21 protein-coding genes and 1 riboswitch are annotated in these 24469 nt (G+C 72.6%); of the genes, 17 read left to right on the top strand and 4 right to left on the bottom strand.

The window, feature by feature from the left end; translation table 11 throughout:
* Nucleotides 1-76: 76 nt before the first annotated feature.
* The 5 genes from qcrC to ACFO3J_RS02280 all read left to right on the top strand — a co-directional run bounded on the left by qcrC (nt 77) and on the right by ACFO3J_RS02280 (nt 6519).
* The gene (gene qcrC, locus ACFO3J_RS02260; protein ID WP_386425510.1) at nt 77-886 is read left to right on the top strand and encodes a cytochrome bc1 complex diheme cytochrome c subunit; all 810 of its coding nucleotides are present in this window, start codon (nt 77-79) and stop codon (nt 884-886) included.
* On the top strand, nt 883-1941 hold the full coding sequence (qcrA, locus tag ACFO3J_RS02265; RefSeq protein ID WP_386425513.1) for a cytochrome bc1 complex Rieske iron-sulfur subunit: 1059 nt from the start codon (nt 883-885) through the stop codon (nt 1939-1941). Before qcrC ends, qcrA begins: the two co-directional genes overlap by 4 nt.
* Nucleotides 1941-3572 carry a cytochrome bc1 complex cytochrome b subunit gene (qcrB, locus tag ACFO3J_RS02270; protein ID WP_386425515.1) on the top strand — a complete coding sequence of 544 codons (1632 nt, stop codon included), beginning with the start codon at nt 1941-1943 and terminating at the stop codon, nt 3570-3572. Before qcrA ends, qcrB begins: the two co-directional genes overlap by 1 nt.
* A 266-nt stretch (nt 3573-3838) precedes the next feature.
* A complete protein-coding gene (trpD, locus tag ACFO3J_RS02275; RefSeq protein ID WP_386425518.1) occupies nt 3839-4903 on the top strand; it encodes an anthranilate phosphoribosyltransferase in 1065 nt (354 codons plus the stop codon).
* A gap of 105 nt (nt 4904-5008) precedes the next feature.
* A riboswitch (SAM riboswitch) is annotated at nt 5009-5126 on the top strand.
* A gap of 13 nt (nt 5127-5139) precedes the next feature.
* Nucleotides 5140-6519, top strand: a complete 1380-nt coding sequence (locus ACFO3J_RS02280; protein ID WP_386425521.1) for an aminotransferase class V-fold PLP-dependent enzyme — start codon at nt 5140-5142, stop codon at nt 6517-6519.
* Nucleotides 6520-6608: 89 nt separating this feature from the next.
* On the opposite strand, the gene ACFO3J_RS02285 is transcribed toward ACFO3J_RS02280, so the two are convergent.
* Both ACFO3J_RS02285 and ACFO3J_RS02290 read right to left on the bottom strand, forming a co-directional pair.
* A complete protein-coding gene (locus tag ACFO3J_RS02285; RefSeq protein WP_386425523.1) occupies nt 6609-6890 on the bottom strand; it encodes an Lrp/AsnC family transcriptional regulator in 282 nt (93 codons plus the stop codon).
* Nucleotides 6887-7666: a rhomboid family intramembrane serine protease gene (locus ACFO3J_RS02290; RefSeq protein ID WP_386425526.1), complete on the bottom strand. Its 780-nt coding sequence runs from the start codon at nt 7664-7666 to the stop codon at nt 6887-6889. The genes ACFO3J_RS02285 and ACFO3J_RS02290 overlap by 4 nt, the downstream gene beginning before the upstream one ends.
* Before the next feature lie 253 nt (nt 7667-7919).
* Here ACFO3J_RS02290 and ACFO3J_RS02295 point away from each other — a divergent pair, with 253 nt between their 5' ends.
* The 5 genes from ACFO3J_RS02295 to ACFO3J_RS02315 all read left to right on the top strand — a co-directional run bounded on the left by ACFO3J_RS02295 (nt 7920) and on the right by ACFO3J_RS02315 (nt 14410).
* Nucleotides 7920-9296, top strand: a complete 1377-nt coding sequence (locus tag ACFO3J_RS02295; protein ID WP_386426016.1) for an NYN domain-containing protein — start codon at nt 7920-7922, stop codon at nt 9294-9296.
* A 315-nt stretch (nt 9297-9611) separates the two neighbouring features.
* Nucleotides 9612-10640 carry a C40 family peptidase gene (locus ACFO3J_RS02300; RefSeq protein ID WP_386425528.1) on the top strand — a complete coding sequence of 343 codons (1029 nt, stop codon included), beginning with the start codon at nt 9612-9614 and terminating at the stop codon, nt 10638-10640.
* Nucleotides 10641-10854: 214 nt separating this feature from the next.
* Nucleotides 10855-11916, top strand: coding sequence for a C40 family peptidase (locus ACFO3J_RS02305; RefSeq protein ID WP_386425531.1), 1062 nt, complete (start codon nt 10855-10857; stop codon nt 11914-11916).
* Between the two features lie 23 nt (nt 11917-11939).
* Nucleotides 11940-13214 carry a hypothetical protein gene (locus tag ACFO3J_RS02310; RefSeq protein ID WP_386425534.1) on the top strand — a complete coding sequence of 425 codons (1275 nt, stop codon included), beginning with the start codon at nt 11940-11942 and terminating at the stop codon, nt 13212-13214.
* Nucleotides 13211-14410 (top strand): M48 family metalloprotease, encoded by a 1200-nt coding sequence (locus tag ACFO3J_RS02315; RefSeq protein ID WP_386425537.1) that lies wholly within the window; start codon nt 13211-13213, stop codon nt 14408-14410. The genes ACFO3J_RS02310 and ACFO3J_RS02315 overlap by 4 nt, the downstream gene beginning before the upstream one ends.
* A 39-nt stretch (nt 14411-14449) precedes the next feature.
* On the opposite strand, the gene ACFO3J_RS02320 is transcribed toward ACFO3J_RS02315, so the two are convergent.
* Nucleotides 14450-15694: a glycosyltransferase 87 family protein gene (locus tag ACFO3J_RS02320; protein ID WP_386425540.1), complete on the bottom strand. Its 1245-nt coding sequence runs from the start codon at nt 15692-15694 to the stop codon at nt 14450-14452.
* A 108-nt stretch (nt 15695-15802) separates the two neighbouring features.
* Between ACFO3J_RS02320 and ACFO3J_RS02325 the strand changes: the two genes are divergently transcribed.
* A complete protein-coding gene (locus ACFO3J_RS02325; protein WP_386425543.1) occupies nt 15803-16933 on the top strand; it encodes a glycosyltransferase family 4 protein in 1131 nt (376 codons plus the stop codon).
* A 368-nt stretch (nt 16934-17301) separates the two neighbouring features.
* On the opposite strand, the gene ACFO3J_RS02330 is transcribed toward ACFO3J_RS02325, so the two are convergent.
* Nucleotides 17302-19101, bottom strand: coding sequence for an AMP-dependent synthetase/ligase (locus ACFO3J_RS02330; protein ID WP_386425546.1), 1800 nt, complete (start codon nt 19099-19101; stop codon nt 17302-17304).
* Nucleotides 19102-19473: 372 nt separating this feature from the next.
* Between ACFO3J_RS02330 and ACFO3J_RS02335 the strand changes: the two genes are divergently transcribed.
* From ACFO3J_RS02335 to ACFO3J_RS02360, 6 genes are all read left to right on the top strand, one after another.
* Nucleotides 19474-20235, top strand: a complete 762-nt coding sequence (locus tag ACFO3J_RS02335) for a metallophosphoesterase family protein (RefSeq protein WP_386425548.1) — start codon at nt 19474-19476, stop codon at nt 20233-20235.
* 110 nt (nt 20236-20345) lie between these two features.
* Nucleotides 20346-20864 (top strand): SRPBCC family protein, encoded by a 519-nt coding sequence (locus ACFO3J_RS02340; RefSeq protein WP_386425551.1) that lies wholly within the window; start codon nt 20346-20348, stop codon nt 20862-20864.
* Nucleotides 20865-20867: 3 nt separating this feature from the next.
* Nucleotides 20868-22205: an ArsA family ATPase gene (locus ACFO3J_RS02345; RefSeq protein ID WP_386425554.1), complete on the top strand. Its 1338-nt coding sequence runs from the start codon at nt 20868-20870 to the stop codon at nt 22203-22205.
* Nucleotides 22206-22283: 78 nt separating this feature from the next.
* A complete protein-coding gene (locus ACFO3J_RS02350) occupies nt 22284-22688 on the top strand; it encodes a DUF5304 family protein (protein ID WP_386425557.1) in 405 nt (134 codons plus the stop codon).
* A gap of 54 nt (nt 22689-22742) precedes the next feature.
* Nucleotides 22743-23684: an ROK family glucokinase gene (locus tag ACFO3J_RS02355; RefSeq protein WP_386425560.1), complete on the top strand. Its 942-nt coding sequence runs from the start codon at nt 22743-22745 to the stop codon at nt 23682-23684.
* A gap of 28 nt (nt 23685-23712) precedes the next feature.
* Nucleotides 23713-24459 carry an endonuclease/exonuclease/phosphatase family protein gene (locus ACFO3J_RS02360; protein ID WP_386426017.1) on the top strand — a complete coding sequence of 249 codons (747 nt, stop codon included), beginning with the start codon at nt 23713-23715 and terminating at the stop codon, nt 24457-24459.
* The last annotated feature ends 10 nt before the right edge of the window (nt 24460-24469 follow it).

Genomic DNA, 24469 nt, shown 5'->3' on the forward strand with positions numbered 1-24469 from the left:
TCCGGACAGACCGGGTAGGCCTCGCCGGATTCCGCCAAAGCATCGACACAAGAGATCCTGACACTCGGGGTAATCCGTGAAAAAGCTCTCCGCACGACGACGCCACCCGCTGGCGGCGCTTGTCGTCCTATTCTTCGCGCTCGCGGCCACCGGGGGGCTGTACGCCGCGCTCGCCCCGGCGCCGCAGGCGCAAGCCGCCGACTCCGCCCAGTCGCTGGCCATCCAGCAGGGCAAGAAGCTGTACTCGGTCGGCTGTGCCACCTGCCACGGCATGTCCGGCCAGGGCAGCACCGACGGCCCCAGCCTGGTGGGTGTGGGCAGCGCCGCGGTCGACTTCCAGGTCGGCACCGGCCGGATGCCCGCGCAGGCGCCCGGCGAGCAGGTCGAATCGCACCCCGTCATCTACAGCCAGGCGGAGATCGACCAGCTGGCCGCCTATGTCGCCTCGCTCGGCCCGGGCCCGTCCATCCCGACCAAGGACCAGTACAGCCCGGCCGGCGCGGACGAGGCCAAGGGCGGCGAACTGTTCCGCACCAACTGTTCGCAGTGCCACAACTTCGTGGGCAAGGGCGGAGCGCTGACGGAGGGCAAGTTCGCCCCGGCCCTCAAGGGCGTCTCCGCGAAGCACATCTACGAGGCGATGCAGACCGGCCCGCAGAACATGCCGTCGTTCCCCGACACCACGATGCCGCAGGACACCAAGGCGGACATCATCGCCTACCTCAAGGCGGTCGACAGTTCTGACAGCCCCAACCCGGGCGGCTTCACGATGGGCAACATCGGTCCGGTGTCGGAAGGCCTGTTCGCCTGGGTCTTCGGTCTCGGCGCGATGATCGCGCTCGCCATCTGGGTCGCCACCCGGACGACCAAGGCCAAGAAGTCATGAGCGAGACTGGACCTCACAACGACGTGTCTGAGAATCTGCCGAGCGAACACGGCGCCCACGAGGGCGGCGTAGCGGTCAAGACCGACCCGTTCGCCAACCCCGGGCTGCCGCCCCACGAGCACCGCCGTCAGGACATCGACGACCGGGCAGCCAAGCACTCCGAGCGCGTGGTCGCCGGCCTGTTCACCCTGTCGATGCTCGGCACCCTCGGGTTCATCGCCAGCTTCGTGATCTTCCCGGTCGACAAGATCGTCTTCATCTTCCCCTTCGGTCACGTCAGCGCGCTGAACTTCTCGCTCGGCCTCACCCTCGCGGTGGCGATGCTCGGCATCGGCGCGGGCGCGGTCCACTGGGCCCGCACCCTGATGTCGGACGAGGAGATCACCGACGAGCGGCACCGGGTGGACGCCGACGACGAACTGCGGGAGAACGTCCGGCAGCAGTGGATCACCGGCGCCAAGGAGAGCGGCTTCGGCCGCCGCAAGCTGATCCGCACCACGATGTTCGGCGCGCTGTCCCTCGTACCGCTGTCCGCCCTGCTGGTGCTGCGCGACCTGGGCCCGCTGCCGGAAGGCAAGCTCGACCACACGCTGTGGGCCAAGGGCAAGGTGCTGATCAACACCAACACCATGGAGCCCCTCAAGCCCGAGGACGTCATGGTCGGTTCGCTGACCTTCGCGCAGCCGCAGGGCCTGGAGGAGTCCGCCGACGACTTCCAGACCCAGATCGCCAAGGCCGCGCTGATGATCGTCCGGCTCAAGCCGCAGGACATCAAGGACAAGCGGGAAGCGAGCTGGGGCCACGAGGGCATCGTCGCGTTCTCCAAGATCTGCACCCACGTCGGCTGCCCGATCAGCCTGTACGAGCAGCAGACACACCACGTGCTGTGCCCGTGCCACCAGTCGACCTTCGACCTGTCCGACGGTGCCCGGGTGCTCTTCGGCCCCGCGGGACACCCGCTGCCGCAGCTTCGGATCAGCGTCAACGGTGAGGGGAACCTCATCGCGCTTGGCGACTTCGAGGAGCCCGTCGGCCCCGCTTTCTGGGAGCGCTGATGAGTACCACTGACACCTCCACCCGGCCCCGGCCCACCAACCCCGGTGAGCGCGTCGCGGAATGGACCGACGGCCGGCTCGGCCTGTACAAGCTGGCCAAGTCCAACATCCGCAAGGTCTTCCCGGACCACTGGTCCTTCATGCTGGGCGAGGTCTGCCTCTACAGCTTCACGATCCTCATCCTCACGGGTGTCTATCTGACGCTGTTCTTCCACCCGAGCATGAGCGAAGTCGTCTACCACGGGTCGTACGCACCGCTGCAGGGCATCCGGATGTCCGACGCGTACTCCTCGACGCTGCACATCAGCTTCGACGTCCGGGGCGGTCTGCTGATAAGGCAGATCCACCACTGGGCCGCGCTGATCTTCATCGCCGCCATGATCGTGCACATGATGCGGGTGTTCTTCACCGGCGCGTTCCGCAGGCCGCGCGAGATCAACTGGCTGTTCGGCTGGATGCTGCTCTTCCTGGGCATGTTCACCGGCTTCACCGGCTACTCGCTCCCCGACGACCTGCTGTCCGGCACCGGTGTCCGCTTCATGGAGGGCGCGGTCCTGTCCACGCCCATCGTCGGCACGTATCTGTCGATGTTCCTGTTCGGCGGCGAGTTCCCCGGCCACGACTTCGTGTCGCGGTTCTACTCGATCCACATCCTGCTGCTGCCCGGTCTGATGGCCGGCCTGCTGGTCGCGCACCTGATCCTGGTGTTCTTCCACAAGCACACCCAGTTCCCGGGTGCGGGCAAGACCGAGAAGAACGTCGTCGGCGCGCCGCTCATGCCGATCTACACCGCCAAGGCGGGCGGCTTCTTCTTCCTGGTCTTCGGCGTCATCGCCGCCGTCGCGGCCATCGCCACCATCAACCCGATCTGGGCGGTGGGCCCCTACCGGCCGGACCAGGTGTCCACCGGCGCGCAGCCCGACTGGTACATGGGCTTCTCCGAAGGCCTGATCCGGGTGATGCCCGGCTGGGAGATCAGAGGCTTCGGCCACACCCTGGTCCTCGGTGTGTTCATCCCGCTGATGATCTTCCCGCTGGTGCTGGTGGCCATCGCGGTCTACCCGTTCATCGAGTCCTGGGTGACCGGCGACAAGCGGGAGCACCACCTGCTGGACCGGCCGCGCAACCGTCCGGTGCGCACCGGCTTCGGTGTGGCCTGGCTGACGGTGTACTTCGTCCTGCTGATCGGCGGCGGCAACGACATCGTCGCCACGCACTTCCATCTGTCGATCAACTCGATCACCTGGTTCGTCCGTATCGGCATCTTCGTGCTGCCGGTCTTCGCCTTCTGGGTGACCAAGCGGATCTGCATGGGGCTCCAGCGGCGCGACCGCGACAAGGTGCTGCACGGTCGCGAGACCGGCATCATCAAGCGGCTGCCGCACGGTGAGTTCATCGAGGTGCACGAGCCGCTGTCCCAGCAGCAGCTGCACGTGCTCACCGCGCACGACCAGCCCCGGCCGATCGACCCCGGACCCGAGGTCGACGAGAACGGTGTGGAGCGCAAGCTCAGCCCGATCGCGAAGGTCCAGGCACGGCTGTCCCAGGACTTCTACGGGGAGCACAGCCAGATTCCGAAGCCGACGGCGGAGGAGTACGAGGAGATCACTTCGGGGCACGGCGGTCACTGAGCCGCTCGCGCTCGGCGCCACCCACCCTCCCGGGCCGGGACCGGCACCCCCTCCACGGGGTGCCGGTCCCGGCCCGGGGCGTTTCTCCGTCCGCCGCGGCCGTCGTGGTTGCGCGCGCGGTTCCCCGCGCCCCTTTGGGGCTCGATCGTGCCGTCGGCGGCATCCAACAGGGGCGCGGGGAACCGCGCGACAGGGGCCGCGAGCGCAGGCGGGACGCCGATAGGCTGGATCCTGCCAGAGGGCGACCCCTTTCCAGGAGCGTGACCATGAGCGACGTGAACCCCGCCGGAGGCACCAGCATGAGTCCGCGGTCCTGGCCCGACGTACTGACCTCGCTGCTGGCCGGCCGCGACCTGAGCGGGGACGACACCGCCTGGGCGATGGACCGGATCATGCGCGGCGAAGCCTCCGACGTGCAGATCGCCGGGTTCGCGATCGCGCTGCGGGCCAAGGGCGAGACCGTCGAAGAGGTCGCCGGCATGGTCCGGACGATGTACGAGCACGCCAACCTCATCGAGGTGCCCGGCCGCACCGTCGACATCGTCGGCACCGGCGGCGACCTCGCCAGGACCGTCAACATCTCCACCATGGCCGCGATAGTGGTGGCCGGAACCGGTGCCAAGGTCGTCAAGCACGGCAACCGGGCCGCCTCCTCGGCCAGCGGCGCCTCCGACGTACTGGAGAAGCTCGGCGTCAATCTGGAACTGACCCCGCAGCGCGTCGTGGAAGTGGCCGCCGAGGCCGGCATCACCTTCTGCTTCGCGGTGAAGTTCCACCCGGCGCTGCGCCATGTGGCCACCGCCCGCGCCGAGTTGGGAGTGGCCACCACCTTCAACTTCCTCGGCCCGCTGACCAACCCGGCCCGGGTCCGCGCCCAGGCCACCGGAGTGGCCGACCTGCGGATGGCACCGATCATGGCCGGCGTGCTCGCCGAACGCGGCTCCTCCGCGCTGGTGTTCCGCGGCGACGACGGCCTGGACGAGCTGACCACCACCGCCACCTCCCACGTATGGGTGGTGCGCGACGGCAAGGTCGAGCCGACGTCCTTCGACCCGCGCGATGTGGGCCTCGACCTGGTGCCGGTGGCGGCGCTGCGCGGCGGTGACGCCGCCCACAACGCCGATGTGGCCCGGCGGCTGCTGGCCGGTGAGCAGGGTCCGGTACGGGACGCGGTGCTGCTCAACTCGGCCGCCGCGCTGGTGGCGCTGTCCCCCGGCGAGGGGACGCTCGAAGAGCGGATCTCCGCCGGTCTGCTGGAGGCCGCGCGGTCCATCGACTCGGGCGCCGCCGCCGCCGTCCTGGACCGCTGGGCCAGGGCCAGCCACGCCTGACCGCCGCCACCCCCGCGCTCCCCGTCACCAGGCCGAAAGGCAGGCGCCGTCCGATTGCTGGACGGCGCCTTGCGCGTTCAGCGGCATATGGCAGAATCCCTTTCAGGTCACGAGTGACAGCGTTAAGGCCCCGGCTCGCTGTCCGGCAACCCTCCGTCCGAGGTGGGGTGCCCCGGGTGAGGACCAGGCTGTGAGCAAGCAAGGCTCGCAGCAAGCCGGACTTGGGGAGCTCTGTCATGACCGTGTTCAGCCCTGCCACCGCCGCCGACCGCGAGGTCCGTACGCCGCTGCCGGTACTGGGACGGGACGTGAGCGTCCCGCTGGTCACCGGCGGCGAGGTGACATACGCGGCCCTGGACTACGCCGCCAGCGCGCCCGCCCTCCAGCGGGTGTGGGACGACGTGGCCGCCTACGCCCCGTACTACGGCAGCGTGCACCGCGGCGCCGGCTATCTGTCGCAGCTGTCCACCGACCTGTTCGAGCAGAGCCGGGCGACCGTCGCCGAATTCCTCGGCTGTCGACCCGACGACGAAGTCATCTTCACCCGCTCCACCACCGATTCGCTCAATCTGCTGGCCGCCGCGCTGCCGGCCGGCACCCAGATCTTCGTCTTCGAGACCGAGCACCACGCCTCCCTGCTGCCCTGGGCCCGCGGTGAGGACGCCCGGGTCACCTGGCTGCCCGCCCCCCGCACCCCCGAGCAGGCCGTCGCCCAGCTCGACGTGGCCCTGCACGGCGCGCCCAAGGGCCCGAAGCTGGTGTGCGTCACCGGGGCGTCCAATGTCACCGGGGAGATCTGGCCGGTGCGCAAGCTGGCCGCCGCCGCCCACCGGCACGGCGCCCGGATCGTGCTGGACGCGGCCCAACTCGTCCCGCACCACGCGGTGGACATCGCCGCGCTCGACGTCGACTGGGTGGCCTTCTCCGGCCACAAGCTCTACGCGCCCTTCGGCGCCGGAGTGCTGGCCGGCCGCCCGGACTGGCTGCGCGAGGCCGAACCGTATCTGGCCGGCGGCGGCGCCACCCGCAAGGTGACCCGCACGGCCGACGGCGGCCTCGACGTGGTGTGGCACGAAGCGGTCGCCGCCCGGCACGAGGCGGGATCGCCCAACGTCATCGGCGCCTACGCCATCGCCTCGGCCTGCCGCGCCCTGTCCGAGGCCGGCTTCGACCGACTCGTCGCCCGCGAGCGGCAGTTGCTGGCCGAGCTGCGCGAGGGGCTGGCGGCGCTGCCCGAGGTCCGGGTGCTGTCCCTCTTCGGCGCCGACTCGGCCCGGGTCGGCGTCCTGTCCTTCGTCGTCCAGGGCTGGAACAGCTCCCACTTCGCGGCGGCGCTCTCCGCCGAGTACGGCATCGGCGTCCGCGACGGCCTCTTCTGCGCCCACCCGCTGGTCCGTACGCTGCTGGACAGCGAGCCCGACGAGCCCGGCGAATGCGGCGCCCCCGACGCGGCCCCGGGCGAGCGGTCCCTCAACGCGATCCGGGTCAGCTTCGGCGCCGGCACCCCCGACGAGCACATCGCCCGCTTCCTCGCGGCCGTCACCACGCTCGTCCAGGACGGCGCCCGCTGGAACTACCGCACTGAGAACGGCCGCTGCGTCCCGGCCCGCGACTGACAGGTGTCCGGGGGCGCGCTGACGTCCCGTCCTCAATCGCCGGACGGGCTCGACAAGTCGAGGTCGACCGGGCTTCGGCCCGTCCGGCGTTACGCGTCCAGCCCGATGGCGAACGCCGCCTCCAGGTCGTGCTGCGAATACGTCCGGAAAGCGACGTGCGTATCGGTGACCTGCACCCCCGGGATCTTGCTGATGCGCCCCGGGATGATGTCCGCCAGATCGTCGTGCCGGCCCACCCGGACCAGCGCGACGAGATCGTAGTTGCCGGTCACCGAGTAGACCTCGCTGACGTTGTCGAGCGCGGCGATGGACTCCGCGATCTCCGGGATCCGGTCGACAGACGTCTTGATGAGCACGATCGCGGTGATCACGACGGGATGTCTCCTTGGGTCGGCCTGATGACGAGGCTCACCTTACGCCGTGGCCGATAGCACACCCACGCGCACAGGAACCCGAAGGCGAAGCCCACCACATGGGCCAGATAGGCGACGCCCGGGCCGCCCCGGGCGGTCTGGGCCGCCAGCCACTGCAGGACGAACCAGAAGCCGAGCACCATCCAGGCCGGGAAGCGCAGCGGGATGAAGAAGAGGAAGGGGAACAGGCTCGTCACCCGCGAGCGGGGATAGAGGTAGAGGTACGCGCCCAGCGCCCCCGAGATCGCCCCCGAGGCCCCGACCAGGCTCTGCGTGCTGCCGGAGTGGCCGAGGGCGAAGCCGTAGGTGGCGAGGTAGCCGGCGGCCACGTAGAAGAGGGCGAAGCGGATCCGGCCCATGCGGTTCTCCACGTTGTCGCCGAAGACCCACAGGAACAGCATGTTGCCGATCAGGTGCACCCAGCCGCCGTGCAGGAACAGCGCCGTGAGGACCGAGAGCGGCGGCGATTTCCGGTAGCCGTGCGCGGCGGGGCAGCCGGCGGGCAGTACCAGCCGGCCGGGCGGCAGCTTGCCGTGGAACAGCTCGGTGGGGATGACCCCCCAGTGGTCGAAATACACCGCCTGCGCGCACGGCAGCCGCCCGGCGCCGCCGTACAGCGAGGTGAACCCGGACAGCGGGCCGAGCAGGAACACCGCGGTGCACAGGCCGATCAGCGTGTACGTCACCACCGGTGTGCGGCGGACCGGGTTCTTGTCGTACACCGGGATGACCATGGACCGATGATGACGGAACGGTCGTATCGGGCCGAGGTCGCCTCGCCGCAGCGCGGCGGACCGCCGAGGCCGTAGGGTGACCGGGACACACACCCGTGGTCCGTACCGGAAGGACCCACGGCGAACCGCCCGCCGAGCCATTCACGAGGTACTGAGCGGATTGACCCCCGCAACGGGGACAATGGAAACAGCAGACGGCGGCCGGAGGGATCGAAGGGGGCCGGGAGGACGCCGAGGAACCGGACGGGAGTGACTGGTGGACGGTAGCGGTGGCGTTCCCGACGCCGAGGCGAGCGACGGTGGCGCGGGCGAGCCCGCGCTGGACCGACCGCTGCCCGAAGGCGTACGGCACCGGGTCGTCGCCATCGCCGCGGACGCCTTCGGCGGCTTCACCTTCGCGGATCTGCCGGTGTCGCTGCGGCCTTATGCCCGTTTCACCCCCTCGCGGCGGGTGCGGTACGCGGCCACCGCGCTGGCCGCCGCGCTGGAGTCGGACGCCGGTTTCCGGCGCAAGGTGGCCGGCAAGCTGCGCGAGTCCCAGCCCGAGCTGACCGAGGCGCTGGACGGCTCCACCCCGCCGCCCGCCGCCGACCCGCTGGACGTGGCCGCCGCCGCCTATCTGCTGCGGCCCCCCGGGTGGGCCAAGCTGGTCGCCACCGCCGGCGAGGAGGCCCAGCGGGCCGACGCCGAGCGCGCCGACGAGGAGACGCTGCGTGAGCTGGCCCGGCTGCGCGAGGAGGTCGAGGCGCTCCAGGACCAGGCCCGTACCGAAGCGGCCAGGGCCCGCGCGGAACTCGACACGGTCCGCAAGGAGAGCGACGCGCTGCACCGCAAGCTGCGCGCCGCGCACAGCGACGTCAAGCGCGCCGAGGCCGCCCAGCGCCGGCTCCAGGCCGAGCTGGACGACTCGCGCGCCGCCGCCGACCGGGAGCGGGCCGCCGCCGACGGCGAGGCCAGACGCCTGCGCGCCCGGATCACCGAGGCCGAGGCGGTGGTCGAGGCGGGGCGCCGCGCGGTCCGCGAGGGCCGCAGCGTGGAGGACGTACGGCTGCGGCTGCTGCTGGACACCGTGCTGGACGCCGCGGCCGGTCTGCGGCGCGAACTCGCCCTGCCGCCGCGGGACACCATCGGCGTCCGGCCCGCCGACACCGTGGACGCGGTGGCGCCGGGGCAGTTCAGCGCCCGCGACATCGCCACCCGCGCGCTGTCCGCGACCGATCCGCAACTGCTCGACCAACTCCTCGCGCTGCCGCAGGCGCATCTGGTGGTGGACGGCTACAACGTCACCAAGACGGGTTATCCGTCACTGCCGTTGGAGAAGCAGCGGCTGCGGCTGCTCGGCGGTCTGGCGGCGCTGGCCGCGCAGAGCGGCGCCGAGGTCACCTGTGTCTTCGACGGCGCCGATCTGGACATGCCGGTGCTGCTGGCGCCGCCGCGCGGGGTGCGGGTGCTGTTCAGCAAGGCCGGTGAGACCGCTGACGAGTTGATCCGCCGGCTGGTGCGGGCCGAACCGCCGGGCCGGCAGATCGTGGTGGTCTCCGCGGACCGCGAGGTCGCCGACGGGGTGGCCAAGGCGGGAGCCCGTCCGGTGGCCTCCCTGCTGTTGCTGAAGCGGCTCGCGCGGGTCTGACCGCCCCGCCCGCCCCGGTCCGAACACGCCCGCGGCACAGGGCCGTTCACCGGGTCGTCCACTGCCGTGACACGGCGGCGTCGATCGCGCGCCGACACCAACTGAGCGTTGTGCGGCCCTTACCGCGCGTACGACGCACGTAAAGAATGTGCGAAGCGGTCGAGATTTTGCCTACAAAGATTTGAACCGATCACAGGAAGGTCACTAAGGTCAGGCCTCGTACCTCCGCGCAGTCGATCATCCAACCCGGATGACGCTCGGGGGCCGCCCGCCAGCAGAACCGGTAGGCGGCTGAGGAAGAAGGAGCTCGCCTTCGTGGCGTCCCACCGTCGTCCCAAGCCGGCAACCCGCACTCGCGTGACCGTGCTGACCGCCACCGCCGCTGCCGCGGTCGCCCTTTCCTCGCAGGCCGCGAACGCCGCCCCGCAGTCCAGCATCAAGGACGCGAAGACCAAGGTGGACGCTCTGTACACGCAGGCGGAGCAGGCCACCGAGAAGTACGACGCCGCCAACGAGCAACTGCATACCCTCCAGAAGGACGCCTCAAGCCTTCAGGACCAGGTGGCACGCCAGCAGCAGCACCTGAACCAGCTCCGGGACGGCATCGGCACCCTCGCCGCCTCCCAGTACCGCAGCGGTGGCATAGACCCGACGATCCAGCTCTTCCTCTCGGGCAACCCGGACACCTACCTCCAGCAGGCGTCCACCCTGAACCAGCTCGGCTCGCTGCAGGCCGGCGCGCTCCAGCAGCTCCAGGACGCCAAGCGGAGCCTGGACCAGTCCCGCGCCGAGGCCACCGCCAAGCTGGCCGAACTCCAGAGCACCCGCAATGAGCTGGCCCAGCGCAAGAGCGAGGCCAAGACGAAGCTGAGCCAGGCCCAGCACGTGCTCAGCTCGCTCACCGCGCAGCAGCGCGCCGCGATTCAGGCGCAGGACGTCGTCTCCGCCAACCGCGCCAGCACCCGGGTCAACCTCGGCGACGCCAAGGCCGCCACCGCGCGGGCCTCCGCCGCCTTCCAGGCCGCCGTGAGCAGGATCGGCATGCCGTACGTCTACGGCGCCACCGGCCCCAGCTCGTTCGACTGCTCGGGCCTGACCTCCTGGGCCTACGCCCAGGCCGGCGTCGGCATACCGCGGACCTCGCAGGAGCAGGCCAACGCCGGCACCCGGATCTACTCGGAGTCGCAGCTCGGCGTCGGCGACCTGGTGATCTTCTACGGCGACTACCACCACGTCGGCCTGTACGCGGGCAACGGCGTGGTGCTGCACGCGCCGAAGCCCGGAGCCGTGGTGCGGTACGAGTCGATCGGCGACATGCCCTTCGAGTTCGGCGTCCGTATCTGACCACCCGGGGGCCCTGGCGATCCGCGGTTCGCCGGGAGTCCGGCGGGCGCGGCGGGCGGGGCGACAACACCGCTCCGTACGGCGTTCGGGTGATCACCTCCCCGGCGCCGGTCCGGCCCGGGCCGTGTGACCTGCGGCGCAGCCGCAGGTGGTGGTACGCACCGCCCGGCGGTCCTTTGTACTCTCCGCCAGCGCGTGGTTACTGTCTGCTGCTGTGGCTTCCCATCGACGCTTTCCGCAGCCGGGCCTGGCCGCCCGCACCACTCGCGTCACCGTGCTCTCCGCGGCGGCGGCGGCCACCGCGGCGCTGTCCGGCGGCGCCGCGCAGATCGCCGCCGCGGACCCGGCGGGCCCCGCCCCGGACCACGCCTCCCAGCTGGACCGGCTCGACCACCTCTACCAGCAGGCCGAGCAGGCGACCCAGCGATACGACGCCGCCCAGGAGCGCGCCACCCGGCTGCGCACCGAACTGAGCGCGCTCCAGGACCGGGCCGCCAAGGGCCAGCACCAGGTCAACCGGCTCCGGGACGAACTCGGCGCGCTGGCCGCCTCCCAGTACCGCGACGGCGTCCTCGACCCGTCCCTGGTGCTGCTGCTCTCCGAAAGCCCCGCCGACTACCTCGACCACGTCTCCACCGTCAACCGGATCGGCGACCAGCAGGCCGGGCGGCTCCGGCAACTCCAGGAAGCCGAAAGGGCGCTGGAGCGGCAGCGCCACCAGGCGGCGGCCAAGCTCGCCGAACTGCGCCAGGCCGGGATTTTGTTGCAGGACCGCAAGAAGGCCGTCCAGCGTTCGCTCGCCTCCGCCCAGCGCATCCTCAACACACTGTCCCGCGCCCAGCGCGCGGAGTATCTTCCCGGCGCGGGCCTGCGCGCCTCCCGCGACCGGCCGCTGCCCGCCTTCGCCGACTTCCCGGCCTCCTCCGGCCGCGCGGCCCTCGCGGTGGCCGCCGCCCGCTCGGTGGTCGGCGCGCCCTACGTCTGGGGCGGCACCGGCCCGCACGCCTTCGACTGCTCGGGCCTGATGGTCTACGCCTACCGCCAGGCCGGCGTCGCCCTGCCGCGCACCTCCCAGGAGCAGCTGAACTCCGGCACGCACGTACCGCTGGACCGGGCCCGCCCCGGCGATCTGGTGCTCTACCGCGGCGACGCGAGCCATGTCGGTATGTACGTGGGCGGCGGCCAAGTCGTCCACGCGCCCTACCCGGGCGCCCGGGTCCGCTACGACCCGGTGGGCATGATGCCGATCACCGCGGTCACCCGCCCGGCGGGCTGACCGGGGGCCGTACGATCGGGCGTGTGCCAGCGGAGACCGGACGTCACCCCAAGGCCGCCGTCCGGCTCCTGACGGCGGCCCTCGCCGTGCTGGCGGTGCTGGCCGGCGGCTGCGCCCCGGACCGGCACAGCACGCCCCCCTCGGCCGACGACAACGCCGCCCGGCAGCTGCTCGACCAGCGGGCCACCGCCCTGCTCCACCACGACAGGGCCGCCTTCCTGGCCGGTGTGGACCCCCGGGCCCAGCGCTTCCGGGCCCGGCAGACCGCGATGTTCGCCGACCTCGCCGCCGTACCGCTCGCCAGCTGGTCGTACACCCTGGTGCGTACCGGCGCCTTCACCCTGCCGGCCGCCGCCGACGGCACCGCGCGGATCGCGACCGAGGTCCGGCTCAGCTACCGGCTCAGCGGCTACGACACCGAGCCGGTGGTCTCCACCGCCTATCTGACCCTCTCCCGGCGGGCCGGGCGGTGGTACGTCGCCGGGGACGACGACGGCGCGGCGAGCGGGCACCGCACCGACCCCCAGCTGTGGGACCAGGGGCCGGTACGGGTGGTGCGCGGCGCGCACAGCATCGTGCTCGGGCTGGCCGCCCCCGCCGTGCTGAGCGGTTACGCGGCCGACGCGGACCGGGCGGTCCCCGAGGTCACCCACGCCTGGGGGAGCGGCTGGCCGGGGAAGGTCGTGATCGAGGTGCCGGCGACCCTGGACCAGCTGGCCGCGCTGCTCGGCGGGAGCGCCGCGGGCTTCCGGGACATAGCGGCCGTCACCACCGGCGAGCCGGCCGCCGCCGCCCCGGGCCACGGCTCCGGCGCCGCCCCGGCCGACCGGGTGATCATCAACCCCCAGGCGTTCGCCCAGCTCTCCGACTTCGGCCGCCAGGTCGTGCTCACCCATGAGACCACCCATGTCGCCACCCGGCTGTCCACCACCGCGCACACCCCGCTGTGGCTGTCCGAGGGCATCGCCGACTGGGTCGCCTACCGCGACTCCGGCCGGACCGCGCCCGAGATCGCGCCCGAACTGGCCGCGGACGTCCGCGCCGGGCACCCGCCCACCGCGCTGCCCACCGCCGCCGACTTCGCGGCGACGGCGAAGGGCCTGCCGCAGGCCTACGAAGGCGGCTGGCTCGCCTGCCGGATGATCGCCGACCAGTGGTCGCCCGCCACCTTGACCGCCTTCTACCGCGCGGTGGCCGGGGGCGGCACGCTGGACGCCCGGCTGCGGGCCGCGACCGGGCTGAGTCTGCCGCAGTTCACCGCCCGCTGGCGGACCTATGTGGACGAGGAGCTGGGATGAGCGGAGCGGGCGAGAGGGCCGGCCGCGGGGACGTCACCGGTGCGGAAGAGGCGGGTGACGGCGCCGGGGGCGCGGCGGCCGCCGATTTCACACCGGAGCAGATCGCCCGGGGCAAGGCCCTGCGGCGCGGTGTGCTGCCGGCCGCCGCCGGGTCCTGGGCGGTGTCGACGGCCCTGCTGCTCGGGCTCGGCCTGACCTCGGGCGGCGCCCGGCTGACCGGCGCCTTCGGGGACGCCTGGGCGCTGCGGGTGCTGGGCGCCGGGCTGACCCTCGTGCTGCTGCCGCAGCTGCTCACGCTGCCCTTCGCGGCCCGCGGCCGGGTGGTCAGGGCCCGCTTCGGGCTGGTCACCCAGGGGTGGGCCGGCTGGGCGCTGGACCAGGTGCGCGGGCTGCTCGTCTCGCTGCCGCTGATCCTCGGCGCGCTCTTCGCGCTCTACGCGCTGGCCGGCGTCACCCGCTGGTGGTGGGCCTGGGCGGCACTCGGCGCGGCGGTGACGGTCTTCGCGCTGTCCTTCCTGGCCCCGCTCGTCTTCGAGCCGCTGTTCAACCGCTTCACGCCGATGGAGCCGGGACCGCAGCGCACCGGCCTGCTGGCGCTCGCCGAACGGGACGGCGTCCGGGTCCGTGACGTGCTCGTCGCCGACGCCTCCCGCCGTACGACCGCGCTGAACGCGTATGTCTCCGGTTTCGGCCGCACCCGCCGGATCGTCGCCTACGACACGCTGCTGGCCACCGCCGACCCGCTCGAAGTGGAGCTGGTCGTCGCCCATGAACTGGGCCATGTCGTGCACCGCGACGTCCCGCGCGGCACCGCGGTCGGCGCGCTCGGCGCGGCGGCCGGGGTCTGCCTGCTGGCGGCGGTCGTCAGCTGGTCCCCGCTGCTGGACCTCGCCGGCGTCGCCCGCTTCGCCGACCCCCGCTCCGCCTGGCTGCTGGCGGCGGTCGCCTCGGTCGGCGGCACCCTGGCGGGCCCCTTCGGCCGCGCGCTGTCCCGCCGGATCGAACACCGCGCCGACCTGCACGCCCTCGAACTCACCCGGTCCCCGGCCGCCTTCATCGCGATGCAGCGCCGCCTGACCGTCACCAACAACGGCGACCCGACCCCGCCGCGCCTGCTCCACTTGCTGCTGTCCACCCACCCGACACCGTCCGCCCGGATCCGGACGGCGCGCACCTGGCGGCCGGCGGATACGTAGCGGCCGGTCGGCCCGGTCGGCCCGCGTGACCCGGTGGCTTCATGTCGTGAACACGGAGGCGGCGTCGGGGGACTCGCCCAGGCGCCGGGCGGCCCGCTCGCGGCGCGACGGCACGGTGGCGGTCCACAGGCGGCGGCAGGCGATGACGGACGCGGCGACCAGCAGACCGTTGCGGGTGGTGAGCAGCAGGACGCCCCAGATGTCGCTGTGGCTCACATGGGTGAAGAAGACCGGGAACTCCAGCGTGGTGAACGCCGTCGCCAGCAGCGTCAGCGCGATCGGCAGCAGCTGGACCGTCCCGGCCAGCGTCGCGCACACCGCGCCCGCGCCGATCAGCCACACCATGTACTGCGGGCTGATCACCCGGGAGGTCGTGGTGAAGACCAGCAGGGCGGCGAAGGCGGCGTCGTAGGGCGTGGACGCGACGAACGTACGCGCCCGCACCCGCCACCACAGCAGCCAGCAGAAGGCCAGCAGGCTCAGGCCCAGCGCGACCGCGCTCACCAGGTGGACATGCGGGCCGAGGAACTCCACCGAGCCGTAGTGCATCGTCGAGCGGCCCTGCCAGCCGAAGTGGCGCCAGACGTGGAAGACGGTGGCGCCCAGCGACTCCACCTCGGTGCCCCGGTCGCGCTGGAAGGTCAGGAACGAGAACGCCCCCGGCATCGCCAGCGCGAACACCGCAGATCCCGCGATCCCGGTGGCCGCCGCCGAGATCCAGGCCCGCCGGGTGTCCCGGCCGCGCGGCACGCCGATCAGCAGCAGCACCGGCCACACCTTCAGCAGCGCGCCCAGCCCCGCCAGCACGCCCGCCACGGCCGGCCGGCGCCGGAGCAGCAGCAGGGCGAGCACGCCGACCGCCGTCACCATCACGTCGTAGCGCGCATAGACGATCGGGCCGCCCACCGTGACCCCGCCGATCCACACCCACGCCCCCGCGAACCGGCCCGACCGCCGCGCCGCCGCCAGCAGCCCGGCCAGCACCACGGCGTCGGCGAGCAGCGCCAGGCAGAAGAAGGCCGACGCGTAGTCGAGGAACGGCACCGCCCCCGGAGCTACCATCACCGCCGCCGCGCCCGGCGGATACTGCCAGGTCACGTCGTGCGAGGGGAACGAGCCGCCGCGCAGGATCGGATACCAGGTCTTGTACACGCCCGACACGTCGTGCAGGATCACCTGCCCCGGGAAACCCACCACCCGGAAGACGAAGAGCATCAGCAGCGTACGAGTGGCGGCCCAGGCGAGCAGGGCCCGGCCCTGATGACCGATATGCGTACTTGTCACATCACGCATCATGTCCGCCGCCGGCGCCGGACCACCGCACGGACGCGACCCGCGCCGCCAGCCGGGTGAACGCGAGCGCCCCGGCGCCGCCCGGTACTGTCGGCGGCGATGGACAAGACGCTGATCGTCACCAACGACTTCCCGCCCCGCCCCGGCGGCATCCAGTCGTTCGTGCACAACATGGCGCTGCGCCTCGACCCGGGGCAGGTCGTCGTCTACACCTCCAGCTGGCAGGACGGCGCCGAGGTCGCCCGCTTCGACGCGGAGCAGCCGTTCCCGGTCGTCCGGGACCGCACGAAGATGCTGCTGCCCACACCGCGGGTGACCCGCCGGGCCGCGGCGCTGCTGCGCGAGCACGGCTGCTCCTCGGTGTGGTTCGGCGCGGCGGCGCCGCTCGCCCTGATGGCGCCGGCGCTGCGCGCGGCCGGCGCGCGGCGGCTGGTCGCCACCACGCACGGCCACGAGGCGGGCTGGGCGCAACTGCCCGCGAGCCGCCAACTGCTGCGCAGGATCGGGGAGGGCACCGACACGGTGACCTATCTCGGTGAGTACACCCGGTCCCGGATCGCCGCCGCGCTGACGCCCGCCGCGACCGCCCGGATGGTCCATCTGCCGCCCGGCGTCGACGAGAAGGTCTTCCACCCGGGTCCGGACGGCCCGGTGCTGCGGGCCCGGCTCGGCCTCGCCGACCGGCCGGTGGTGGTGTGCGTGTCGCGGCTGGTGCCGCGCAAGGGGCAGGACACGCTGATCCTGGCGATGCCGCGCATCCTGCGCGAGGTGCCGGACGCGATGCTGCTGATCGTCGGCGACGGGCCCTACCGCCCGGCGCTGGAGAAGCTCGCGGAGCGCACCGGCGTGTCGCAGGCGGTGCGTTTCACCGGCCCGGTGCCCTGGTCCGAACTCCCCGCCCACTACGGCGCCGGCGACGTCTTCGCGATGCCCTGCCGGACGCGGCGCGGCGGCCTGGACGTCGAGGGCCTCGGCATCGTCTACCTGGAGGCCTCGGCGACCGGCCTGCCCGTGGTGGCCGGCGACTCCGGCGGCGCCCCCGACGCGGTCCTCGACGGCGAGACCGGCTGGGTCGTCCCTGGCGGCTCCCCGGCCCAGTCCGCCGACCGCATCCTCACCCTCCTCCACGACCCCGCCCTCCGCACCCGCATGGCCACCCGGGGCCGCCACTGGGTCGAATCCGCCTGGACCTGGGACCTCCTGGCCTCCCGCCTCCGCGACCTCCTCTGAGGGCCCTTGCGGGCGGGCGCCCCATCCGGCATGCCGGGACGGCACCTTGCCCGCGCCCCGGGACGGCCTCGGCCCAGCCGATCCGGGGCATTCCCGTCGCGACCGCCTTCACCCGGTCGTCCACAGGCACCGGGCTCCGGCCCCGGCGGGTCGGCGCCTCGCCCGCACCCCGGGCACCCCTGCGCCCGGTGGGCCGGGCAGCGGGGCGACGCCCGTCGGTTCGGCCGACCGAGGCGGGCGTCGGGCCCCGCCGACCGGCTTGCGTCAACGCGAGCGGCGAATATGACGGCACGTCAGCGAGCAGTCGGCGCGCCCGCGTCCAGCGACGGCCGCCGGGCCCCCGTCCCCGCGGTGCGCGCCGGCGGGCCTCAGTGCGTGGTGTAGATCGTCTCGATGTCGGCCGCGAAATCCTTCAGGACGACGTTGCGCTTGAGCTTCAGGGAAGGGGTGAGGTGCCCGGAGGACTCGGTGAACTGGGTGGGGAGGATGCGGAAGCGGCGGATGGACTCCGGGCGGGAGACGGCCGCGTTGCCCAGGTCGACCGCGCGCTGGACGGCGGCGACGAGGTCGGGGTCGGTGGCCAGTTCGGCCGTGGACGTGCCGGATTTGCCGTGCCGCCGGGCCCACTTGGGGAGGAATTCCTCGTCCAGGGTGATCAGCGCGGCCACGAAGGGGCGGCCGTCGCCGACGACCATGCACTCGGCGATGAGGGGCTCCGCGCGGATGCGGTCCTCGATCACCGCGGGGGCGACGTTCTTGCCGCCCGCGGTGATGATGATCTCCTTCTTGCGGCCGGTGATCGTCAGATACCCGTCCTCGTCCAGCGCGCCCAGGTCGCCGGTGTGGAACCAGCCGTGGGACTTGGCCTCCAGCGTGGCCGCCTCGTTGTTCCAGTAGCCGGAGAACAGGTGCTCGCCGTAGAGCAGCACCTCGCCGTCGTCGGCGATCCGCACCGTGGAGCCGGGCAGCGGCTGGCCGACCGTGCCGATCTTCGTACGGTCCCACGGGTTGAAGGAGGTCGCCGCGCAGGACTCGGTGAGGCCGTAGCCCTCCAGGACGGTGAAGCCGATGCCGCGGTAGAAGTGGCCGAGCCGCTCGCCCAGCGGGGCGCCGCCGCAGATCGCGTGGGTGGCCCGGCCGCCGAGGACCGCGCGCAGCTTGCCGTAGACCAGCCGGTCGAAGAGCCGGTGCTCGAACCGCAGCCGCGCCGAAGGACCCGAGCGGGTGTCCAGCGCCCTGCTGTAGGCGATGGCGACCGACGCCGCCCGGTCGAAGACGCGGCCCTTGCCGGTGTCCTGGGCGGTGGCCCGCGCCGCGTTGAAGACCTTCTCGAAGACCCGCGGCACCCCGAGGATCATCGTCGGCCGGAACGACTGGAGGTCTTCTGTCAGGTTCTTGATGTCGGCCACGTGGCCGAGCCGGATCGGCGCCATCACCGCCGCCACCTCCACCAGCCGCCCGAACACATGGGCCAGCGGCAGGAAGAGCAGCACCGAGTTCTCGCCGGTGGTGAAGAGCGGGCCGAGCCGCTCCACCGCGTTGCCGCACTCCGCGAAGAAGGCGCGGTGGCTGAGCACGCAGCCCTTGGGGCGGCCCGTGGTGCCGGAGGTGTAGACGATGGTGGCGGGGGAGTCGGCGGCGGCGTACCCGGACCGCTCGTCCAGCACCGCGTCCGAGATGTCCGTACCGGCCGCCCGCAGTGCCTCCACCGCGCCGGCGTCGATCCGCCAGACGTGCTTGAGCTGCGGCAGCCGCACCCGTACCGACTCCACCAGCTGCTCGTGGGCCTCGGACTCGACCACCACCGCGACCGCGCCCGAGTCGCCCAGCATCCACTCCACCTGGGAGGCGGAGGACGTCTCGTAGACCGGTACGGTCACCGCGCCCGCGCTCCAGATCGCGAAGTCGAGCAGCGTCCACTCGTAGCGGGTCCGGGACATCAGGGCCACCCGGTCGCCGGGCTGCACCCCGGAGGCGATCAGACCGCGCGCCGCCGACCCGACTTCGGCCAGGAAGCCGGCCGCGGTGACGTCGTCCCAGCCTCCCGCCGAGTTCTTGCGGCCGATGACGGGGAGGTCCGGATGATGCGTGGCGTTACGGCGGATCAGATCCGTCAGATTGCCGTCCGCGGGGACCTCGTAAAGGGCCGGAAGGCTGAACTCACGCAAGGCGGCTGCTCCTCATCGGTGCCACGGCGCACCCGGAGGGAAGGTGATGGACGGCCTGGATGTTACCCATCGGTAAGGCTCCGGCGATAGGGGGCCACAGCATTGTTTTAAGCATCACACACCGGGCGGAAGCGACGGAACCGGTTCCGGGAACACCGGGCGGGATCTTCCGGAGTGTGCATACCACCTGCCGCGCAGCGTAAGGCACCATGAACGGCCGGGAGAACGCGGGACGGCGGTGTCGCGAACCGTGTTCGCCGGGCGTCCGCCGGGCACTCGTCAGGGGGCTTGTCGGGCGCTTGCCCCACCGCGGTGCGAAGCCCGCCGCCGGCCACGGTCACCCGCCCGCGCCGCCGCTATAAAGTGGGCATTATGCGGGTGCATGTAGTGAGCGACGTCCATGGGGCGAGCGAGGCGCTGGCCCGGGCCGGTGAGGGCGCCGACGCCCTGGTCTGCCTCGGCGACCTGCTGCTCTTCCTGGACTACGCCGACCACGCCCGCGGCATCTTCCCCGACCTGTTCGGCGTCGACAACGCCGACCGCATGGTGGAGTTGCGCACCGCCCGACGCTTCGACGAGGCCCGCGCCCTGGACCAGGAGCTGTGGGCGGGGCTCGACCGCCGGGCCGTCATCGAGGCCGCGGTCCGCAAGCAGTACGGGGAGCTCTTCGCCGCCTTCCCCACCCCGACCTACGCCACCTACGGCAATGTCGACGTCCCGACCCTGTGGGAGCAGTACGCGCGGCCCGGCACCACTGTGCTGGACGGCGCCACCGCGCTGATCGGCGACCGGGTCTTCGGCTTCGTCGGCGGCGGGCTGCGCACCCCGATGCGCACGCCGTACGAGGTCGAGGAGTCCGCGTTCGCCGCCAAGGTCGCCGCCCTGGGCGAGGTCGACGTGCTCTGCTCGCACATCCCGCCCGCCGTCCCGGAGCTGTGCTACGACACCGTCGCCCGCCGCTTCGAGCGCGGCAGCGAGGCGCTGCTGGAGGCGATCCGGGTCACCCAGCCGAAGTACGCGCTGTTCGGCCATGTCCACCAGCCGCTGCTGCCCAGGACCCGGATCGGCCGTACCGAATGCGTCAACGTCGGCCACTTCAACCGCACCCGCACCCCCTGGGTGCTCGAGTGGTGAGGCGCGCCGGTCCGCCGCCCGCGGCGCCGGGTGGCGCGATGGCCGGCCGGGCGGCCCGTCGCGATAGCCTTCACCCGGAGCCAGCAGCACCGTTCAGGAGGGCCACGGCCATGGCGGAACACACCAGATCGAGCATCACGATCGAAGCGGCGCCGGCCGCCGTCATGGGCGTGATCGCCGACTTCGACCGCTACCCGGAATGGACCGGCGAGGTCAAGGAGGCGGAGGTGCTGGGCCGCGACGCGGCCGGCCGCGCCGAGCAGGTCCGCCTGCTGCTGGACGCCGGCGCGATCAAGGACGACCACACACTGGCCTACCGCTGGGTCGGCGACAGCGAGGTGCGGTGGTCGCTGGTCAAGTCCCAGATGCTGCGCACCCTCGACGGCTCCTACGCGCTGGCCCCGCTCGACGGCGGCGCGAGCACCGAGGTCACCTACCAGCTCACGGTGGACGTCAAGATCCCCATGCTGGGCATGATCAAGCGCAAGGCCGAGAAGGTCATCATCGACCGGGCGCTGGCCGGCCTGAAGAAGCGCGTCGAGTCCGCCCCGGCGGACTCCGCCGCGCCGCCGCAGGCAGCGGCGGGCACCGCGGCGGACGCGGCCGGCCCGGCCGGCGAGTCGGCCTGACGGGTGGCTCCGGTACGCACACTGCTGGTCACCGGCACTCCCGGTGCCGGCCGTACGACGGTCGCCGCCGCGACCGCTGCCGCCGCTGCCGCTTCGGTGGCCCGCGGGGGCGGTCACGTCCTGCTGCTGACCGGTGACCGGGAGGCCGCGGAGGCGCTGCTCCGGGCCACCGCCGACCCCGAGCCGCCGGACGGGCCCGGAGACCCGCGAGCGGATGGGCGGGCGGCTCCGCGAGCCGCCCGCGTCGGCTCCGGCCGCAGCGCCCCCGCCGCGCCTCGCGCCCACCCGCCCGGTGATCCGACCGCGCTGGCCGCCGCCCGCGCCGTCAGCGGGGTCGAGGGGCTCCATCTGGCGGTGATCGATCCCGCCGCCTCCTTCCGGAACGGCGTGCTGGACCTCCAAGGCCGCGTCGGCAGCCTGCTGGGGCTGCTCGGGGCGGCCCCGCTGGACCCCGAGGAGCTCACCCCGCTGCCGGGCGCCGACGCGCTCGCGCTGCTGCGCGCGCTGCGCCGCGAGGAGGTCACCGGGGACGCCTCGCCCTGGGATCTGGTCGTGGTGGACCTGCCCCCGGTGCGCGAGGCGATCGCGCTGCTCGCCCTGCCCGAGCAGCTGCGCCGCTATCTGCGGCGGCTGCTGCCCGCCGACCGGCAGGCGGCCCGCGCGCTGCGCCCGGTGCTGGCGCAGCTGGCCGGGGTGCCGATGCCCGCCGAGTGGGCGTACGAGGCCGCCGCCCGCGCGGATCGCGAACTCGCCTCCGTACAGGCGGTCGTGGACGACCCGGACACCGCGGTGATGGTGGTCCTGGAGCCCGGCGCCCCCGCCGAACGGGGTCTGCGCGCCGCCAGGACCGGGCTGGGGCTGTACGGCCACCGGCTGGCCGCCGTGACCGTCAACCGGCTGCTGCCGACGACCGGCACCGACCCGTTCCTGACCGGGCTGTCCGGCCGGCAGCAGGAGCACCTCAAGGCGCTCGCCGAGCAGTGCGCCGCCGACGGCGTACCGCTGCTGGAGCTGCCGCACCTGGGACGCGAACCGCGGCACCCGGCCGAGCTGGCCGTCCCGGTGCCCGCCGCCGCCCGGCGCGACGCCGAGCCGTGGAGCGTCGACGAGCGGCTGGCCGAGGAGGGGCACTTCCTGTGGACGCTGCCGCTGCCCGGCGCCGACCGCGACACCCTGGACCTCGTCCGCCGCGGTGATGAACTTGTCGTGGACGCTGGTGGATTCCGGCGGATCGTGCCGCTGCCCTCCGCGCTGCGCCGCTGCACGGTGGCCGGGGCCGCGCTGCGCGACGGGAGCCTGCGGGTGCGCTTCACCCCCGACCCCGATCTCTGGCCCCGCTGACCGCCGCCTCGCCGCGGCCGTTCGGGTACCGTCAAGGAGGGACGGAGAAACCCCGGAGCGTCCCGTTTGGAGCCGATCATGAGTGAAGCCACGGACCGTCCCGACGCCGACGCCTGGGCCAAGGCCAGCGCGGAGGACATCGCCGGTGAGCACGCGCGCAGGCGCGCCGAGGCGGGTCACGGCCCCGGCAGCGCCGGGGACGAGCTGCGGCGGCTCGCGGAGGCCGTCAGCGAGGCCGTCACGGACAAGCTGGGCGCCCTGGGCAACCCGGCGGTGCAGCTCGCCGCGCAGGGCGTCATCTCCCAGGTGCGTTCTGTTGTCGAACCCATCGTCGACCGCAATCCGGACGTCTTCGATCATCTGAGCGCCGCCGGGGCCGAACTGCTGGCCGCGTACCGGTCCGCGGTGACCCGCGCGGAGGGTCGCTGGACCTCGGGTGACACGTCCTCGCGTTCAACCGCTGAACACATCGACCTCGACTGACCCCTCCTCCGGTACGGTTCTCTTAGCGGGGATCGACCGAAAACTGAGGGACACATGGGACTCACCATCGGCGTCGACATCGGCGGCACCAAGATCGCGGCCGGAGTGGTCGACGAGGAAGGCTCGATTCTCGAGACTGTCAAGGTGCCTACTCCGTCGACTCCCGAAGGCGTCGTGGACGCGATCGTGGAGGCGGTACGCCAGGTCAGCACCGGTCACCAGATCGAAGCCGTCGGTATCGGCGCCGCCGGCTATGTCGATGACAAGCGCGCCACCGTCCTCTTCGCCCCCAATATCAACTGGCGGCACGAAGCGCTCAAGGACAAGGTCGAACAGCGCGTGGATCTCCCGGTCGTCGTCGAGAACGACGCCAACGCGGCGGCCTGGGGCGAGTATCGCTTCGGCGCCGGGCAGGGTCATTCCGATGTGATCTGCATCACGCTCGGCACCGGGCTGGGCGGCGGCATCATCATCGGCAACAAGCTGCGCCGCGGCCGGTTCGGCGTCGCCGCCGAGTTCGGTCACATCCGGGTGGTGCCGGACGGACTGCTGTGCGGCTGCGGCAGCCAGGGCTGCTGGGAGCAATACGCTTCCGGTCGTGCCCTGGTCCGCTACGCGCGGCAGCGGGCCAACGCCACCCCGGAGAACGCCAAGGTGCTGCTGGCCCTCGGCGACGGCACCGCGGAGGGTATCGAAGGCCGGCACATCAGCGCGGCCGCCCGGCAGGGCGACCCGGTGGCTGTCGACTCCTTCCGGGAACTGGCCCGTTGGGCCGGTGCCGGACTGGCCGACCTGGCCTCGCTCTTCGATCCGTCGGCGTTCATCGTGGGCGGCGGTGTGTCGGACGAGGGCGAACTGGTCCTCGACCCGATCCGCAAGTCGTTCCGGCGCTGGCTGATCGGCGGGGAGTGGCGTCCGCACGCCCAGGTACTGGCCGCGCAGCTCGGCGGCAAGGCCGGGCTGGTCGGGGCGGCCGACCTGGCGCGGCAGGGCTGACGGAGCGGATGGAGCGGACGGGGTGACAGTGGAGGATCTGCCGAGTTCGGCGACGGAGCAGGACGGCTCGGCAGTGGTCCGCGTGCTCAGTTACAACATCCGCTCCATGCGGGACGACACGGCGGCGCTGGCCCGGGTGATCCGAGCCTGCGCCCCCGACCTCGTCCTCATCCAGGAGGCGCCGCGGTTCTTCCGCTGGCGCAAGGCCGCGGCAAGGCTCGCCGGGGCGACGGACCTGGTTCATGTGACCGGCGGTGCCACCACCGCCGGGCCGATGATCCTGTCGTCGCTGCGAGCCCATGTCGAACGCACCGAGGACGTACTGCTGCCGCACACCCCCGGACTGCACCAGCGCGGTTTCGCCACCGCGGTGGTCCGGATCGGCGGAGCGCGGCTGTCCGTCCTCAGCGCGCATCTCAGTCTCAACGCCGCCGAGCGCTACGAGCAGTCGGGGCTGCTGCTGGACCGGGTCACCGGCCTCGGTGAGCCCTACGCCGTCGCCGGCGGGGATCTGAACGACCGGCCCGACGGGCGGTCCTTCACCCGTCTGGCGGGGCGGCTGCAGGACGCCTGGGCCGCCAAGCCGTGGGGCGGGGAGTTCACCTCCACCGCCGAGCGGCCGTATCAGCGGATCGACGCGCTGTTCGTCACCCCGGGAGTCGAAGTCCTCGGCTGCGGGGTGCCGCACGCGCTGCGCGGCATCACCCGCGAGGACCTGGCCGCGGCGAGCGACCATCTGCCGCTGCTCGCGTCACTGCGGATTCCGGCGGTTTGATCCTGCCGGT

This window comes from Streptomyces polygonati (genome assembly GCF_042650325.1).
Classification (GTDB): domain Bacteria; phylum Actinomycetota; class Actinomycetes; order Streptomycetales; family Streptomycetaceae; genus Actinacidiphila; species Actinacidiphila polygonati.